Source organism: Acidovorax sp. 62 (genome assembly GCF_002754495.1).
Lineage (GTDB): Bacteria > Pseudomonadota > Gammaproteobacteria > Burkholderiales > Burkholderiaceae_C > Acidovorax.
The window spans coordinates 3,733,818-3,749,810 of the sequence record NZ_PEFJ01000001.1 but is presented as its reverse complement, the minus strand read 5'-3'; the positions used below and the strand labels follow the sequence as shown (position 1 = coordinate 3,749,810).

Here is a 15,993-nt window from a genome sequence, read left to right as displayed (position 1 = left end):
TATTGAATGAAATCAGGCCCTAGCGCTTATTGATAAAGCGCTAGCAGCTATATTTTCAATAGCAAACTAGAGCAAGTCGGCAGGCCCAGGCCGCCCGAACAGGTAGCCCTGGAACTGCTGGCAGCCGTTGCGCAGCAAGAACTCGCGCTGGCCTTGCGTCTCCACGCCCTCGGCCACCACGTCCAGCCCCAGGCTCTGGGCCAGGGTGACGATGGTGCAGGCAATGGCGGCGTCGTTGGGGTCGGTGAGCACGTCGCGCACAAAGCTCTGGTCGATCTTGAGCTGGTCCAGTGGCAGGCGCTTGAGGTAGCTCAGCGACGAGTAGCCGGTGCCAAAGTCGTCCAGCGAAAATCCCACGCCCCGCTGGCGCAGGGACTGCATCTTGGCAATGCTGTCTTCCACATCGTGCAGCAGCAGGCTCTCGGTCAGTTCGATCTTGAGCTGCTGGGGGGGCGCGCCGGTTTCCTTCAAGGCCTGCCACACCTGGGCGACAAAGTCCGGGTCGCGGAACTCCTGTGCACTCACGTTCACGGCCACCGTCCAAAAGCGGGTGGCGGGCTGCTGGTGCCAGTGCGCCAGTTGGGTGCAGGCCATGCGCAGCACCTGCTGGCCCAGTGGCAGGATCAGCCCGGTTTGCTCGGCCAGGGGGATGAATTCGCCCGGCGACACCATGCCGCGCTGCGGATGGCGCCAGCGCACCAGCGCCTCGGCGCCCAGCACCTGCCCGCTTTCATTGACCACTGGCTGGTAGTGCAGCAAAAACTCGTTGCGCTCAATGCCCCTGCGGATATCGCCCTCCAGGGCCGAGCGTGCCGAGGCCGCTGCCTGCATGGCCGGGTCAAAAAAGCACAGGGTGTTGCGGCCCTGGGCCTTGGCCTGGTACATGGCCAGGTCGGCGCGCTTGAGCAGCTCTTGCACCGGCTGCGCCTGGTCGCGAAACAAGGTGATGCCAATGCTGGGTGTGCTGTGCAGCACCGAGCCCTCCAGCGCGTAGGGCTTGTTCAGCTCCAGCCGCACCTTTTGCGCCACCAGCTCAGCCTCCACCGCCGCCTGCGTGGGGTCTTCGTGCAGGTCCTGCAGCACCAGCACAAATTCGTCGCCCCCCAGGCGGGCCACGGTGTCGCTGGCCCGCACGCTGGCGGTGATGCGCTGGGCCACTTGCACCAGCAGCTGGTCGCCCCATTCATGGCCCAGGGTGTCGTTGATGCCCTTGAAGTTGTCCAGGTCCAGAAACAGCAGGGCGCCGTGCTTGCCGTCGCGCGCGCTGGTGGCCACGGCGCGCTCGAGCCGGTCCGTCAGCAGGCGCCGGTTGGGCAGGCCGGTGAGTTCGTCGTAAAACGCCAGGCGCTGGATTTCAGCCTCGGCCCGCTTGCGCTCGGTGATGTCGCGGGCAATGCCCCGGTAGCCAGCGAACTGGCCCTGTTCGTCATAAAAAGGCTCGCCGCTGACCGACACGCACATCATCTCGCCCGAAGGAGTCTGGCGCTGGATTTCAAAGTCGTGGAACACCTCGCGGGCCTGCAACTGGGCCCGGTGTTCCACCCACAGCGTGTCGTTCACAAACGTGTTGTCCAGCTCCCAGCGGGTGCGGCCATAAAAGGAGTTGTCCTGGATGCCGACGGCGTCGCTCGATCGCCCGTCCAGTCGCACAAAGCGCAGCTGCGCGTCCTGCTCCCAATACCAGTCCGACGACAGGTGCGTGAGGCTGCGCCAGCGGGCTTCGCTTTGGCGCAGGGCCTCCACCGTGCCCAGGTAGTCGGTCACATCGGTGAAGGTGCGCACCCGGCCGCCGTCGGGCATGGTGCAGGTGCGCACCTCCAGGTAGCGGCCGCCCCGTGTGCGCCTCACATAGCTGTCGGGCACGCTGTGGCCGCGCCCCTGGGCAGCGTATTCGGCCTGCACATAGGCGCGTGCCGTGGCCTCGATCAGCTCAAACCCCATGCCAAAGTCCCCGCGCTCGGTCTGAAACCGCACGATGTCTTCGTGGCTGGGCTGGTTGGCCAAAAAGGCCTCGGGCAGCTCCAGCAGCTCCAGGTAGCGCTGGTTGTAGACGCGGATCTTGCCGTCGGCATCGACCTTGACGATGCCCTGCGACACGCTGGCCAGCGTGGCGTGCAGGGCGTTGGATTTTTCGCGCAACAAGGCGCTGGTGCGCAGCAGCTCAGCGTCCAGCTGGCGCCGGTCTTCCTGGGCACGGCGCGCCATCTCCAGCTGCCCCACGGTGTTGAGCAGCGGCTGCATGAACGGCACATCCTCGGCGGCATAGCCGTGGTGGCTGTTGGCCAGCAGCACCATGGCCACCATGTCCTGGGCGGCGTGGATGGGCAGGCACAGGCAGGTGCGCAATGCGGGCAGGCCGGGGGGGGCGTTTTGGCAGCGTGGGTCGGTGGCTGCGTTGTCTGCGATCAGGGGCTGCTCGCTGGCCAGCACCGCGCCAATCAAGGAGTTTGGCTCGTCAAAGACCAGGGCGTCTTGCGAGCGCCGCACGGTTTGCATGCGCGCGGCCTCATCCCAGCGGATGTCCGTCATCGCGTGCACATGCAGGGCCGGGGCGCGGTCGGGGTGGTGCTGCACATGGCCCACCATGCCAAAGCTGCTGCGGGTCAGCTCCATCAGCTCTTCCAGTAGGGCGTCAAACGCCGCCTGGGGACGGGCGCTGGCAATGAACACCGCCTGTGCCCGCGAAATGGCCTGCAGCAAACGGTGCTGGCGGTTCAGCATGGCCTCGGCAGAGCGACGCGCGCGGGCGCTGGTGCTGCGCTCCAGCACGGCTTCAATCTGCGCGGGCAAGGCCAGCAGGTAGTTCATCCCGGGGTCCTGCACCGCAAAGTCGGCAAAGCCGTGGCGCATGGCGTGGGCGGCATGGCCCTCCTGGCCAGGCCGCACCAAGATCAGGGCCGGCACGCCGTGCAGCGTTTCCAGTACGTCAAACGCACCGCCGTCGTCCACCTGCTGGGTGCACACGACAATGTCCACCGCCTGCTGGCGCAGCCGTTCGCGGGCGGCCTGCACACTGCTGGTCACGTCCACCCGCCAGCCCAGCCAGGGGTCTGCCAGCGCAGAGACCAGCGCTTGGGCGTGCTCCCTATCGTTGTCAATCAAAAGGACGGTGATGGGCATGGACTGTGGTGGAGGGCAGGCAGCCAGGGGCGCGAGAACGTCCGTTAGGACTTAGAACAGGTTCTTACGCAAATCAGGAGGCAACAGCCGCCTTTGCTTTGGGCTGAACGGCTTGCTTGTGCCCTGTTTTGCGTCAGTCATGTCCGGTATCCGCGCATCGTGCCTGCCATTGTGCAGAGAACTGGCCGACATCGCACACAATTTGGAACAATACGCCCCCTTCGTTGTGGCGCAGCGCCGCACAGCGGCTTTTCGCTAGCGCCCTGGCGCCGGGTCCGCCCGGCCGGGGCGCTTTTTCCCGTGTTTCAGGATTCACCTTGCGGCCCCAGGCCGTTTTTGCCATGCAGTCATTCAGCGTCAACCAGTACCTTCGTCAACACATCCGCACGGTGCCCGATTGGCCCGCGCCGGGTGTGCAGTTCCGCGACATCACGCCGTTGCTGCAAGACCCCAAGGTGTTTCGCGTGTTGATCGACGCCTTTGTGCACCGCTACATGGACAAGGCGCTGCGCCCCGATGTGGTGGCGGGGCTGGACGCGCGGGGCTTCATCCTGGGCGCCGTGGTGGCCTACGAGCTGAACGTGGGGTTTGTGCCCATCCGCAAAAAGGGCAAGCTGCCCTTCACCACGGTGGAGGAAACCTATGAACTGGAGTACGGCAGCGCCACCGTGGAGTTGCACACCGATGCCGTGAAGCCTGGTGACCGCGTGCTGTTGATCGACGACCTGATCGCCACCGGCGGCACCATGATGGCCGGGCGCCGCCTGCTGGAGAAGCTGGGCGCCACGGTCACCGAGGGGGCCGCCATTGTCGACTTGCCCGAGTTGGGTGGCTCGGACCGACTCAAAGCATCGGGATTGCCGCTGTTTACCTTGGTGGATTTCGCGGGCCATTGATGTTCGTTACCGCCTGCATCTGGCCGCCTTCGGGCGGCTTTTTCGTTTTATTGCGCGCGAATACCATTTTTGTAAAACCCCGTGTTTTGACTTTGAGGGTGTGAATCCGTAGACTTTCCTCGTGTTTCACTACCTGCCACGCAGGTGTTCAACCCTTGAGTGAAGTGCCGCCGGGAGTCGTGCATGCGACTCTGTATTGCCAACGCATTGGCAATGGCAGCACCCGGAGCGGGCCTTCGTCCGCTCCAACCATGTCGAGCGAGCTGGTCTCGCGCAGCGGCCCGTCCGCTTCTCGACCCTTGCGCACGTCTGCCGCGTGCCATCCGGGTCGGTCTTTGTAAATCCCACGTTTTTTCGTGCTGCTGTGCACGCCGCAAGGCGCTGCCTGGCTGCTGCATCGCCAAGGCGTGGGCTTGTCGCCCTCCTCGGACCCTGCGCTCGTGTGGGGCGGCTTGTGTCGTTCAACCGGGAGGAGAAAGTCCATGGCAAAACAAATCGTTATTGATCACGTGTTCAAGGTCTTTGGAGACGATCCACAAGAGGCCCTGGCGCTGGTCCGCCAAGGCCTGAGCAAGCAGGAGGTCCTGGCCCGTACCGGGCAGTCCATCGGGGTGTTTGATGCCCACTTGTCGATTGAGGCGGGCGAGATTTTCGTGGTCATGGGCTTGTCGGGCTCTGGCAAATCCACCCTGGTGCGGCTGCTGAATTTGCTGATTGAACCCAGCGCCGGGCGCATCCTGGTGGATGGGGTGGACATCGCGCAGCTGCCCGATGCGCAACTGCGGGCGCTGCGCCGCAAAGACATCAGCATGGTGTTCCAGTCGTTTGCCTTGATGCCCCATATGACGGTGTTGGACAACACGGCCTTGGGCCTGGAGTTGGCCGGTGTCGATCGGGCTCAGCGCCAGACACAGGCAGCCCAGGCGCTGGAGCAGGTGGGCCTGGCCGGGTGGGGCGATAGCTACCCGGACGAACTCTCCGGCGGGATGCAGCAGCGCGTGGGGCTGGCCAGGGCGCTGGCATCGGACCCCTCGATCCTGTTGATGGACGAGGCGTTTTCGGCGCTGGACCCGATCATCCGCACCGAGATGCAGTCGGAGCTGCTGCGCCTGCAAAAGGTGCGCCGGCGCACCATCGTCTTCATCTCGCACGACCTGGACGAGGCCATGCGCATTGGCGACCGGATTGCCATCATGAAAGACGGGCAGGTGGTGCAGGTGGGCACGCCCGACGACATCCTGCGCAACCCCGCCAACGACTACGTGCGCAGTTTCGTTCGGGGTGTGGACTCGGCTGCCGTGTTCAAGGCCGCGGACATCGCGCGAAAGCCCCTCACCGTGGTGGCTGAGCATGCCGATCGGGGCTCGCGCGCGGCGTTGAAGATGCTGCAGGACCAAGACCGTGAGTACGCGTATGTGGTCAGCCCCGCGCAGCAGTTCCTGGGCGTGGTGTCGGTGGAGTCGCTTCGCTCGGCTTTGGCGGGGCACCAAGGGCCACTGGGGTTGGCGCACGCCTACCTGCCAGGGGTGCAGCCCGTTGTGGCCGACGAGCCTGTCAGTGAGTTGTTTGGTCGTGTCGCCCATGCGCCGTTTGCCATGCCCGTGGTGCAGGCCGATGGCCGCTTTGGGGGCGCCATCAGCAAGACCACCTTGCTCAAGTTTTTGGACCGGGACACCCCGCCGGTGCCTCCTTCGGGGCCTCTCTCTGGGGCCGATGTGGCGTCTGCCTCAGTGCATTGACGGCCGACGAAACGCTCCGATTCCAGAACTTGAAAGAACCTGACCCATGTCTGACCTGACGCTTGAAAAGAACCCCTACGACAACACCCCACTGAGCGCCGCGCCGTCCACACCACCACCCTCCAATGACGCACCGGTGGCCGACAACCCCTGGGCCAATGCCGACGCGGTGTCTGTGCAGGCGCCGTCCCTGGCATCGCCCGATGTCGCTGTCGATGCGGCATCTGTCAACCCCTGGGGCGAGACTGTGGCCGTGCCCGATGCCGGGGGAGATTGGCTGGGGGCGGTCCCCGCAACCCCCACGGGCGCCCTGGACGCACCGGCGGGTATTGACAGTGCCGACCCAGGGTTTGCGCTGCACGCGCTGTGGGATGGCAGCCTGCCGGTGGAGTCCTGGATCAACCAGGGTCTGGGCTGGGTGGTTCAGCACTTTCGGCCATTTTTCCAGACAGTGCGCGGTCCGATCGACAGCACGCTGACCGCAATGGAAGGGCTGCTGCAAAGCGTGCCCACCCTGTGGATGGTGGCGCTGCTGAGCCTGTTGGCCTGGCAATGCGCAGGCCGTGGCGTAGCCATCGGCGCGATGGTGTCATTGCTGCTGGTGGCCCTGCTGGGCATCTGGTCCGAAGCCATGGTCACCCTTTCTCTGGTGCTGACCTCGCTCGCGTTTTGTCTGGCCATCGGGCTGCCGCTGGGGATTGTGCTGGCCCGCAGTGACCGGGCCCAGCGCTGGATGCGGCCCTTTTTGGATGCGATGCAAACCACTCCGGCGTTTGTGTACCTGGTTCCCGTCGTGATGCTCTTTGGCATCGGCAACGTGCCCGGCGTGGTGGTCACCATCGTCTTTGCGCTTCCGCCCCTGGTGCGGCTGACCAATCTGGGCATCCGCCAGGTTCGCCCGGATCTGATCGAAGCGGCGCGGGCCTATGGGGCATCGCCCTGGCAGATGCTGGTGAAAGTGCAACTGCCGCTGGCCATGCCCTCCATCATGGCGGGCATCAACCAGTCGCTGATGCTGTCGTTGTCCATGGTGGTGATCGCTTCCATGATTGCCGTGGGCGGTCTGGGCCAAATGGTGCTGCGCGGCATCGGGCGGCTGGACATGGGGCTGGCCACCGTGGGTGGCCTGGGCATCGTGCTGCTGGCCATCACCCTGGACCGGATCACCCAGGCCATGGGCCAAGCACGCCGTGGTGCGCGCCACTGGTGGCAGGTGGGCCCGGTGGGTTGGGTGGTCCGGCTGTGGGCGCGTTTGCGCAGGGCTCCAGCGCACCGAGCCACCACCGCACCTGCAGACACAGACACCGCTGGCGCGCACCCGCTGCCTGCCGCCCAGGCTGTGGCGTGAATGGAGCGCGCCAGCCTGCGCGCCTCCCTCTTTTTCCTCTTCCCCGCCGTGCGTGCTCGTTGCCACAACGGGCACGCAGGCCTTTTGCATTCATTCACCGTGAAGGAGCTATTTCATGCACCCCCAAAATTTGATGGCAGGTGTGTACCGCCTAACCCGTAACCGCTTGGCGGCGGCGCTGTCTGTGGGTGTCCTCTCGCTGGGCTTGGCGGGTGCGGCGCAGGCCCAGGGGCTGCTGCCTGGTAAGGGCACCACGGTCCAACCCATTCAGAGTTCTATCGCAGAGGAGGCGTTTCAGACCGTGCTGGTTGCCAAAGCGCTGGAGACGCTGGGCTACACCGTGAAAGCCCCCCAAGAGACCGAATACGCAACCGGGCATCTGGCCCTGGCCAACGGCGATGCGACCTTCATGGCCACCCATTGGGACCCGCTGCATGCCGACTTCTATCGCAACGCGGGGGGCGATGACAAACTGTGGCGGCAGGGGGCTTATGTGCGCCACTCTTTGCAGGGCTACCTCATCGACAAGAAGACGGCGGACCAATACAAAATCACCCACATCTCACAGCTGTCCGATCCGGCGCTGGCCAAGCTGTTCGACACCAATGGCGACGGCAAAGCCGATTTGACCGGGTGCAACCCTGGCTGGGGTTGCGAGCTGGTCATTGAGCACCAACTCACCGCCTACAAGCTGCGCGACACCGTCACACACAATCAGGGCAGCTACGCCGCGCTGATTGCGGACACCATCGCGCGCTACAAGCAAGGCCAGCCCATCCTGTACTACACCTGGACGCCCTACTGGGTCAGCGGTGTGCTGCAGCCTGGCAAAGATGTGGTCTGGCTGCAGGTGCCGCACTCCTCCTTGCCGGGCGATCAAGCCAAGCTCAGCACCAAGCTGCCGGATGGGAAGGACTTTGGCTTCACGGTCAACACCCAGCGCATCGTGGCCAACAAGGCCTTTGCCCAAAAGAACCCCGCTGCGGCCAAGCTCTTTGAAGTCATGCAATTGCCGGTGTCGGATGTCAACGCACAGAACCTGCGCATGCGCGATGGCGAGAACAAACCCCAAGACATTGAGCGCCATGTGAAGGGGTGGATCCAGGCCCACCAAAAAACCTTTGATGCGTGGGTGGCGCAGGCGCTGGCGGCGGCGCGTTAGGCGTTAGGAGGACTCAGGCGCTGCAGCGCGCCTGATCGGCCAGGTGCTGCATGAGCCAGCCTGCAAAGTCATTCCAGTGGGTGCGTGCCATGGTGGTGCTCCGCACGGGTCAGGCTGCTGCTGGGGCGGTTGGGGCGGCTTGCGTCATTGGCGCGTTCTGCCTGCGTGCCCAGGCCTTTTCGTGAAAGAAGAAGGCCACCGCCTGCACCGTAGGCTCCAGCAAACTCAGCGTGAGCGACGCGAGCAAATTGCCCGTGACGACATAGGCGACCATGGCTGCGACACCAATGTGGATGAGGTAGTAGCTGCCCGTCTTCATGAGCATGGTCTTGTTCTGGCGGGCGATGCGGCGGATGTGGGACATGGCGGGCTCCTTGAGGGACGGTGTGCTGTGGGGACTGGTTCAAATGGTAGGCATTCTCAATAGCAAACACCAATTGGCATTGGCTAAACAAAAGATAGTCACTATGAATAAGCGGGCGTAATGGCCCTGCAATGCCGTGTTGCCGCATGCCCTAAATCCACACGCCGCGTGCTCTTTCTTCGCAACACCCCCGTTGCTATGATGGTTGTCTTTTCAACAGCGCAGGCGCGCAAGCGCTACTGGGAGCACACATGGCCCTGATGGACTTCATCAAGAAACAGTTCATTGACATCATCCAGTGGACTGAAGACAGCGACGGCACCCTGGCGTGGCGCTTCCCGATGCGCGACATGGAAATCCAGAACGGGGGCACGCTCATCGTTCGCGAGTCGCAGATGGCGCTCTTCGTCAACGAAGGCAAAGTGGCCGACGTGTTTGGCCCCGGCACGCACAAGCTCACCACGCAGACGCTGCCCGTCCTGACCTACCTGAAGAACTGGGACAAGCTCTTTGAGTCGCCCTTCAAGAGCGATGTCTACTTCTTCAGCACCCGCCAGCAGATCGACCAGAAGTGGGGCACGCCCCAGCCGATCACCATTCGCGACAAGGACTTCGGTGCCGTGCGCCTGCGCGCCTTCGGTAACTACGCCTTCCGCGTGGCCGACCCCAAGCTGTTCCACACCGAAATCTCTGGCACCCGCGAGGCATACACCGTGGCCGAAGTGGACGGCCAACTGCGTGGCCTGGTGCTGCAAAACATCAGCAACGCCATCGCCAGCAGCGGCCTGCCGTTCCTGGATTTGGCGGCCAACCAGATTGCGTTTGCCGACGCGCTGGCCAAAGAGCTGCAACCCGCCTTTGCCAAGATCGGTCTGTTGCTCGAAGCCATGACCGTGCAGAACGTGTCGCTGCCCGAAGAGCTGCAAAAGATCCTCGACCAGAAGATCGGCATGGGCATGGTCGGCAACGACATGGCCAAGTTCATGCAGTACCAGACGGCGCAAGCCATCCCCAAATTTGCCGAAGGTGCGGGCAATGGCGGTGGCATTGCGGGCGACGCCATGGGCCTGGGCGCGGGCGTGGCGCTGGGCCAGGTGCTGGCGCAAAACCTGCAGCAGGGCCTGCAAGGCGGCGGCGCCCAGGCCGCGCCAGTGCCCGCAGCACCCGCAGGCGTGCGCCCCGACGAGGTGATGGCCACGCTGGAAAAGCTGGGCGACCTCAAGGCCAAGGGCATCCTCACGCAGGAAGAGTTCGACGCCAAGAAGGCAGAGCTGCTGAAAAAGCTGGTCTGACCGGATTTGCTATTGAATCAATAGCTGCTCGCGCTTGTTGAATGAGGGCTGGAGGCATTTTTTGCCTTCAGCCCTTGTTCGCAGGTGACGCCTACTCGCTCACCGCCTTCCCATCGCCTGCCCATGGCCACAGACCCAACCCAGCGCGCCTACCGCGCCCCTTGCCCCGGCTGCGGCGCGCCGGTGGAATTCAAGAGCGCGCAATCCACGCACGCCGTGTGCGGCTACTGCCAAAGCACCGTGGTGCGCAGCGGCGACGTGCTCACGCGCCTGGGCAAGATGGCCGAGCTGTTCGACGATCACAGCCCGCTGCAGCTCATGGCCAGCGGGCGCGCCAAGCTCGATGGCAAAGAGCAGCCCTTCACCCTGATCGGGCGGCTGCAGTACAAAACCGAGGCCGGGGTCTGGACCGAGTGGGTGGCGTTTTTGCAAGACGGCACCATGGCCAGCCTGGGCGAAGACAACGGCGCCTACGTCTTCACCCGCAAGATCAACCCGGGCCGTGAGCTGCCCGAGGCCAGCCGCTTTCGCCTGGGGGCCACCACGGCCATCAACGGCAAAAGCTACAGCGTGGCCTTCAGTGGCAGCGCGCAGCTGTTGTCGGCCCAGGGCGAGCTGCCCAAACTGCCGCCCCTGGGCCAGCCGTTTGACATGGTGGAGCTGCGCAGCGCCGATGGCGAAGTGCTCAGCATCGACTACGGCCACACGCCGCCCAATGTGGAACGCGGCACCTCGGTGCTGCTCGAAGACCTGCAACTGCAAGGCCTCAAGGACGAATCGGCCAAAGAAGAAAAAGGCCGCCAGTTCAACTGCCCGCACTGCGGCGCGCCGGTGCAGGTGCAGCTGTCCACCACCAAAAGCCTCACCTGCGGCTCGTGCGCCAGCCTCATCAACCTGGACAGTGGCGTGGGCGGCGAGCTGCGCGCTGCGGTGCAGGACGAGCCCGTGCAGCCCATCATCCCGCTGGGCACCAAAGGGCAGCTGCAGGGCGTGCACTGGCAGGTGGTGGGCTTTCAGCACCGCATGGGCGTGGAGCCTGGCGACGACGAGCACTTTGGCTGGAGCGAGTACCTGCTCTACAACCAAAAGCGCGGCTTCGCGTTCCTGGTCGACTCCGAAGAGGGCTGGAGCATGGTGCGCCCCACCACCGGCGCGCCGCAGCTGGCCTCCAGTGGCCGCACGGCCACGTACATGGGCACCAAGTACGACCTCAAATACACCTACGAGGCTGAAACCACCTACGTGCTGGGCGAGTTCTACTGGCAAGTGAGCCGGGGCCAGAAAACCTCCAACCGCGACTTCGCCAGCAGCAAGGGCCTGCTGTCGCTGGAGCAAAGCGCCAACGAAATCACCTGGTCGTCGGGCGACAAGCTCAGCAGCGACACGGTGGCCAAGGCCTTCAAGCTCGACGACAAGAAGGACGTGCTCCAGCGTGACGACACCGGCCCCTTCGTGGCCAAGTCGGGCATGGGCTGCGGCACCATCATCCTCATCGCGGTGGTCATCATCATCGTGCTCATCCTCATGAGCCGCTGCTCCAGCTGCGACCCACGGGTCGAGAACTGCTCCTCATCGGGCTACCGCAGCTCGGGCGGCTCGTACGGCGGGTATTCCTCCGGCGGCGGGCACAAGTAGCCTGCGGCAGTCATTCCCAAACTCTCAGTCTTTCCCTCTTTTCAAGGAGCAACCACCATGGTCGGAATCGAATGGCTCAAGCCCGCAGCGTTCCTCGGGTCCATCCTCTACGCACTCATCGGCGTCGTCATCTTCTGGGTCTGCTTCATCGTGGTGGACAAGATCACCCCCTACGACCTGTGGCGCGAAATCGTGGAAAAGCAGAACCAGGCCCTGGGCTTGGTGGTGGCCGCCATGTGCCTGGGCATCAGCATCATCGTGGCGGCAGCGATCCATTGACGCCTCCCGTCGGCTGCCTTGTGCCGCCAACGGTGTGGTGAATGCCCTGGCCGACCCCAACGGGCTGTCCTCGTATGCGGGCAGCCCGCTTCTTTTATTTTCTTGAGCGCCGACATTGAAGCCGCGCTGGGCGAAGCGCGATGTACGCATGAATGCCCGTATTTGCCGACGATTTGTGTTTGTCCAGCAAGCGATAGCATTCCATTTGAATCAGATAACCTGAACCAGGAACCCGTTTGATGTTCTCGCCCACCTCGTTTGAAGATCTGGCCCTGCTGCGCGAAACGGTGGAGCTGGAATGCAAGCTGGCCCAAGGTCAAAATGGCCAGGGCGAGGTGCCCAAGGATTTCTGGCCCACCTACTCGGCCATGGCCAACGCCCATGGGGGCGCGGTGCTGTTGGGAGTTCGCGAGAAGGATGGGGTATTTTCTATCGCGGGTATCCCCAACCCGGCGAAGGTGCGGGCTGACCTGTTCAACAATCTCAACAATCCGGGTAAGGTCAGCGTCAATTTGTTGGCCGATGCCGATGTGCAGGAACTGGTGTTGCAGGGAAAAACGGTGGTGCTGGTTCGCATCCCCCAGGCCACGCGCAAGCAGCGGCCTGTTTTCCTCCACAACCAACCTTTGGAGCACACCTACAAGCGGCTCAACGATGGCGACCGGCTTTGCGATGAGGAAACCGTCAAGCGCATGCTGGCAGAGCAGGTAGAAGATGAACGGGATGCCCGCATCCTGCCGCACTTTGGCATGGATGATGTCGACATGGAGAGCCTGCGCATCTACCGCCAGATGCTCAAGGACGAAAAGCCCGGCCATCCGTACCTGGAACAGGACGACTTTGCCTTGATGCAGAGCCTGCGCGGTTGGCGCCTTGACCGGGCCACCGGTGTGGAAGGATTGACACTGGCTGGTTTGCTGATGTTTGGCCGCTGGTCGGCCATTCAGGAGGCGGTGCCGCACTATTTTGTGGACTACCAGGAGCGGCCAGAGGCCAAGACAGAGCTGCGCTGGGTGGACCGATTGGTGCCAGATGGCACCTGGTCAGGCAATCTGTTTGATTTTTACCGCCGGGTGTACCGCAAGCTGGTAGCAGACCTGAAGGTGCCTTTTGGCTTGAAGGATGGGCAGCGTCAAGACGATACGCCGGTGCATGTGGCCCTGCGCGAGGCGCTGGTCAACACGCTGGTGCATGCAGACTATACGGGGCGGGTGTCCGTGCTGGTGGTCAAGCGGCCGGATATGTTTGGCTTTCGAAACCCCGGTGGTTTGAGATTGCCGCTGGAGCAGGTGATCCGGGGTGGCGAGAGCGATTGCCGCAATCGCATCCTGCATCAGATGTTTTTGTTGATTGGCCTGGGAGAGCGTGGTGGCTCGGGCATGCCCAAGATTTTTAGCGGCTGGCAAAGTCGGCATTGGCGCCAGCCCTTGTTGCGTGAAAAGGATGTCCCAGAACAAACTCTGCTGGAGTTGCACATGCTCGATTTGCTGCCTGAGCCTGTGCTGGAGGCATTGCGCGCCCGGTTCGGAGCGGCATTTGACCAAGTGGATGCATTGGGCAGGGTCATTTTGGCCACAGCCATGATTGAACGCGTGGTGAACCACGCCCGCATGGCCGAGATTTGCACGGACCACCCACATGATCTGAGCCGGGCGCTCGCTCGGCTGGAGCGCGATGGAATGTTGCTGTCTCAGGGGCAATCCAAGGGCAAGGTCTACCACCTGCCGGGTGCAGCGCCGGTTTCCCCGGAGCAGGTGTTCGCGTTCTTGGAGAGCTCTGGTAGTAGCGAGCCGAGCTTCGGTAGTAACGCGGGTAGCTCTGGGAGTAGCGAGGACAGCTTTGGGAGTAACGGGGTAAACCCGGCCGATGGGGGAAATGATTCGACTGATGCGGGCTTCGGACCAGCGAGCCGCGACGAAAATGGGTGCTTGATCTCTCCGCTGCTGGACGCACCCGTGGTGGACGCGCTGTCCGAACTGACCCCTCTACTGCGCAGCGAATTGTTGCAGCGCGCGACTTTACCGAGGAAAAAGGCGCGATTGGATAGAGATAGCATGATTTCCGTCATCCTGGCGGTATGTGATGGACGCTATGTCCGTCTGAGTGTTCTTGCTGAGTTGCTCAGCAGGAATGTGGACGGCCTGCGCAAAGGCTACCTGGACGCGCTGGTCAAAGACAACCGCATCCTGCGTGCCTTCCCGGGTACGCCCACCCACGAAATGCAGTCTTATCGCACCGCAGAGGTCGGTAGCAAGGGCTCGCACCGCTCATGACCAAGCAATGGCACTTTCTCTCCCTGTGAGGGTTCGAGTGCATAAACAGCCTTGTTTTGGTACACATATCGGCCAGAAGGACGTCAATGACAGAAGACCTGCATGAACGAAAGCCCCTGGTCTGGTGGCAAGACTTGGTGAACATCCACCTGAGCCTGAACCCGTCCGTTGAGACCGCACAGGTGACGGCAGAACAGAAGCATATGGCCAGGAAGATCTGCGAGGCCCCGGACCGGGGAGGGCGGCTGGAGGTGCAGCAAGCCCAGATATTGGATGAAGCGTGGTTGGCGTGATGGCAATTGCGACCTCCACTCCCCAGCAGGCTCCCCGCCCCATCGACATTGCCCTGCTCATCAGCGTCTTCGTGGTGGCGGCCTGTGGCCTGCTGTACGAGCTGGCGGCGGGGGCGCTGGCGTCGTATGTGCTGGGCGATTCGGTGTTGCAGTTCTCCACCATCATCGGCACCTACCTGTTTGCCATGGGCGTGGGGTCGTGGTTGTCGCGGTACTTTGAGCGGCAGCTGCCCGCGCATTTTTTGCGCATTGAGCTGCTGGTGGCGCTGATCGGCGGGGCACTGCCCGCCACGCTGTTCCTGGCCAATGCGTATGCGCCGGGGGCCTTTCGGTTTTTGCTGTACGGCATGGTGCTCATGGTGGGCACGCTGGTGGGGTTGGAGATTCCGCTGGTCATGCGCATCTTGAAGCGCAACACCGCCCTCAAGGACCTGGTGTCGCAGGTGCTCACGTTCGACTACCTGGGCGCACTGGCCGTGTCCATGGCCTTTCCGCTGCTGCTGGTGCCGCACCTGGGGCTCATCCGCACAGGGCTGCTGTTTGGGCTGATGAACGCAGCCGTGGCGCTGTGGGCGGTGTGGTTGTTCCGTGCCGAGCTGCGGCGCCTGCGCGCGCATGCGGTGGCCTGCGTGATGGTGCTGCTGGCGCTGCTGGCGGGCTTTGCCGGGGCGGACCACATCACCACCCTGGCCGAAGACAAGTTCTACCAGGACCGCGTGGTCTACAGCACCGCATCGCCCTACCAGCGCATTGTGGTCACCCAAGGCAAGGCGGGGCACCGGCTGTTCCTCAATGGCAACCTGCAGTTTGCCGAGCGTGATGAGTACCGCTACCACGAGGCCCTGGTGCACCCGGCGATGGCGGCGCACGGCCGTCCGAAGCGCGTGGCCGTGCTGGGCGGCGGGGACGGCATGGCGGTGCGCGAGATTCTCAAATACCCCTCGGTCGAATCCGTCACGCTGGTGGAGCTGGACCCGGCCATGACCCGCACCTTCACCGAGCACCCCACACTGGCGCGGCTGAACGGCGGCGCGTTGAAGAACCCCAAGGTGCACATCGTCAACACCGACGCCTTTCAGTGGCTGCAGCAAGGCGAAGACACTTTTGACGTGATCGTGGTGGACTTTCCTGACCCCACTAACTTCTCCATCGGCAAGCTCTACACCAACAGTTTCTATTCGCTGCTGGACAAGCGCCTGTCGGCCAGCGGCTACGCCGTGGTGCAAACCACCTCGCCCCTGGTGGCGCGCCAGAGTTTTTGGACGGTGGTGAGCACCATCGAATCGGTGGGCCTGCGCACGGCGCCTTACCACGCCCATGTGCCCAGCTTTGGCGAGTGGGGCTACGTGCTGGCCAGCCGCCGCCCCTGGCGCATGCCCGATGCGCTGCCCGGTGGCTTGCAGTTCCTGAGCCCGCAAACGTTGCCGCTGCTCTTTGACTTTCCGCTGGACATGGCGCGTGTGCCTGCCGAGGTCAACCGCCTGTCCAACCAGGTGCTGGTGCACACCTACGAGCGCGAGTGGGGCAAGGTGGTGGCGCACTGAGCCTGGCTGCCCGGCGTGTACACCGCGCCGTGTTCACGTGGGGCGCTC

12 protein-coding genes are annotated in these 15,993 nt (G+C 63.5%); 10 read left to right on the top strand and 2 right to left on the bottom strand.

Going from position 1 to position 15,993, the window contains the following annotated elements; all coding sequences use genetic code 11:
- Window positions 1-66 precede the first annotated feature (66 nt).
- Window positions 67-3,120, bottom strand: coding sequence for an EAL domain-containing protein (locus CLU86_RS16815; RefSeq protein WP_099742407.1), 3,054 nt, complete (start codon window positions 3,118-3,120; stop codon window positions 67-69).
- A 341-nt stretch (window positions 3,121-3,461) separates the two neighbouring features.
- On the opposite strand from CLU86_RS16815, the gene CLU86_RS16810 reads away from it, so the two are divergent.
- From CLU86_RS16810 to proX, 4 genes are all read left to right on the top strand, one after another.
- A complete protein-coding gene (locus CLU86_RS16810; RefSeq protein WP_099657115.1) occupies window positions 3,462-4,016 on the top strand; it encodes an adenine phosphoribosyltransferase in 555 nt (184 codons plus the stop codon).
- 482 nt (window positions 4,017-4,498) lie between these two features.
- The gene (gene proV, locus CLU86_RS16805; protein ID WP_099742406.1) at window positions 4,499-5,755 is read left to right on the top strand and encodes a glycine betaine/L-proline ABC transporter ATP-binding protein ProV; all 1,257 of its coding nucleotides are present in this window, start codon (window positions 4,499-4,501) and stop codon (window positions 5,753-5,755) included.
- Window positions 5,756-5,801: 46 nt separating this feature from the next.
- The gene (proW, locus tag CLU86_RS16800) at window positions 5,802-7,103 is read left to right on the top strand and encodes a glycine betaine/L-proline ABC transporter permease ProW (protein ID WP_099742405.1); all 1,302 of its coding nucleotides are present in this window, start codon (window positions 5,802-5,804) and stop codon (window positions 7,101-7,103) included.
- 115 nt (window positions 7,104-7,218) lie between these two features.
- Window positions 7,219-8,265 carry a glycine betaine/L-proline ABC transporter substrate-binding protein ProX gene (gene proX / locus CLU86_RS16795; RefSeq protein ID WP_099742404.1) on the top strand — a complete coding sequence of 349 codons (1,047 nt, stop codon included), beginning with the start codon at window positions 7,219-7,221 and terminating at the stop codon, window positions 8,263-8,265.
- 109 nt (window positions 8,266-8,374) lie between these two features.
- On the opposite strand, the gene CLU86_RS16790 is transcribed toward proX, so the two are convergent.
- On the bottom strand, window positions 8,375-8,629 hold the full coding sequence (locus CLU86_RS16790; RefSeq protein WP_099657111.1) for a DUF2061 domain-containing protein: 255 nt from the start codon (window positions 8,627-8,629) through the stop codon (window positions 8,375-8,377).
- Window positions 8,630-8,880: 251 nt separating this feature from the next.
- Here CLU86_RS16790 and CLU86_RS16785 point away from each other — a divergent pair, with 251 nt between their 5' ends.
- From CLU86_RS16785 to CLU86_RS16760, 6 genes are all read left to right on the top strand, one after another.
- The gene (locus CLU86_RS16785) at window positions 8,881-9,921 is read left to right on the top strand and encodes an SPFH domain-containing protein (protein WP_099657110.1); all 1,041 of its coding nucleotides are present in this window, start codon (window positions 8,881-8,883) and stop codon (window positions 9,919-9,921) included.
- Between the two features lie 123 nt (window positions 9,922-10,044).
- Window positions 10,045-11,556 carry a DUF4178 domain-containing protein gene (locus CLU86_RS16780; protein ID WP_099742403.1) on the top strand — a complete coding sequence of 504 codons (1,512 nt, stop codon included), beginning with the start codon at window positions 10,045-10,047 and terminating at the stop codon, window positions 11,554-11,556.
- Window positions 11,557-11,613: 57 nt separating this feature from the next.
- Window positions 11,614-11,835, top strand: coding sequence for a DUF350 domain-containing protein (locus CLU86_RS16775; protein ID WP_099657108.1), 222 nt, complete (start codon window positions 11,614-11,616; stop codon window positions 11,833-11,835).
- Window positions 11,836-12,074: 239 nt separating this feature from the next.
- On the top strand, window positions 12,075-14,108 hold the full coding sequence (locus CLU86_RS16770) for an RNA-binding domain-containing protein (protein WP_099742402.1): 2,034 nt from the start codon (window positions 12,075-12,077) through the stop codon (window positions 14,106-14,108).
- A gap of 86 nt (window positions 14,109-14,194) precedes the next feature.
- Window positions 14,195-14,401 (top strand): hypothetical protein, encoded by a 207-nt coding sequence (locus CLU86_RS16765; protein WP_099657106.1) that lies wholly within the window; start codon window positions 14,195-14,197, stop codon window positions 14,399-14,401.
- Window positions 14,401-15,945, top strand: a complete 1,545-nt coding sequence (locus CLU86_RS16760) for a polyamine aminopropyltransferase (RefSeq protein ID WP_099742401.1) — start codon at window positions 14,401-14,403, stop codon at window positions 15,943-15,945. Before CLU86_RS16765 ends, CLU86_RS16760 begins: the two co-directional genes overlap by 1 nt.
- Window positions 15,946-15,993: the final 48 nt, after the last annotated feature.

Excerpts from the sequence above, each read along its gene's own strand:
- CLU86_RS16815 (WP_099742407.1), bottom strand. The coding sequence starts at position 3,120 with ATGCCCATCACCGTCCTTTTGATTGACAACGATAGGGAGCACGCCCAA.
- CLU86_RS16810 (WP_099657115.1), top strand. The coding sequence starts at position 3,462 with ATGCAGTCATTCAGCGTCAACCAGTACCTTCGTCAACACATCCGCACG.
- proV (WP_099742406.1), top strand. The coding sequence starts at position 4,499 with ATGGCAAAACAAATCGTTATTGATCACGTGTTCAAGGTCTTTGGAGAC.
- proW (WP_099742405.1), top strand. The coding sequence starts at position 5,802 with ATGTCTGACCTGACGCTTGAAAAGAACCCCTACGACAACACCCCACTG.
- proX (WP_099742404.1), top strand. The coding sequence starts at position 7,219 with ATGCACCCCCAAAATTTGATGGCAGGTGTGTACCGCCTAACCCGTAAC.
- CLU86_RS16790 (WP_099657111.1), bottom strand. The coding sequence starts at position 8,629 with ATGTCCCACATCCGCCGCATCGCCCGCCAGAACAAGACCATGCTCATG.
- CLU86_RS16785 (WP_099657110.1), top strand. The coding sequence starts at position 8,881 with ATGGCCCTGATGGACTTCATCAAGAAACAGTTCATTGACATCATCCAG.
- CLU86_RS16780 (WP_099742403.1), top strand. The coding sequence starts at position 10,045 with ATGGCCACAGACCCAACCCAGCGCGCCTACCGCGCCCCTTGCCCCGGC.
- CLU86_RS16775 (WP_099657108.1), top strand. The coding sequence starts at position 11,614 with ATGGTCGGAATCGAATGGCTCAAGCCCGCAGCGTTCCTCGGGTCCATC.
- CLU86_RS16770 (WP_099742402.1), top strand. The coding sequence starts at position 12,075 with ATGTTCTCGCCCACCTCGTTTGAAGATCTGGCCCTGCTGCGCGAAACG.
- CLU86_RS16765 (WP_099657106.1), top strand. The coding sequence starts at position 14,195 with ATGACAGAAGACCTGCATGAACGAAAGCCCCTGGTCTGGTGGCAAGAC.
- CLU86_RS16760 (WP_099742401.1), top strand. The coding sequence starts at position 14,401 with ATGGCAATTGCGACCTCCACTCCCCAGCAGGCTCCCCGCCCCATCGAC.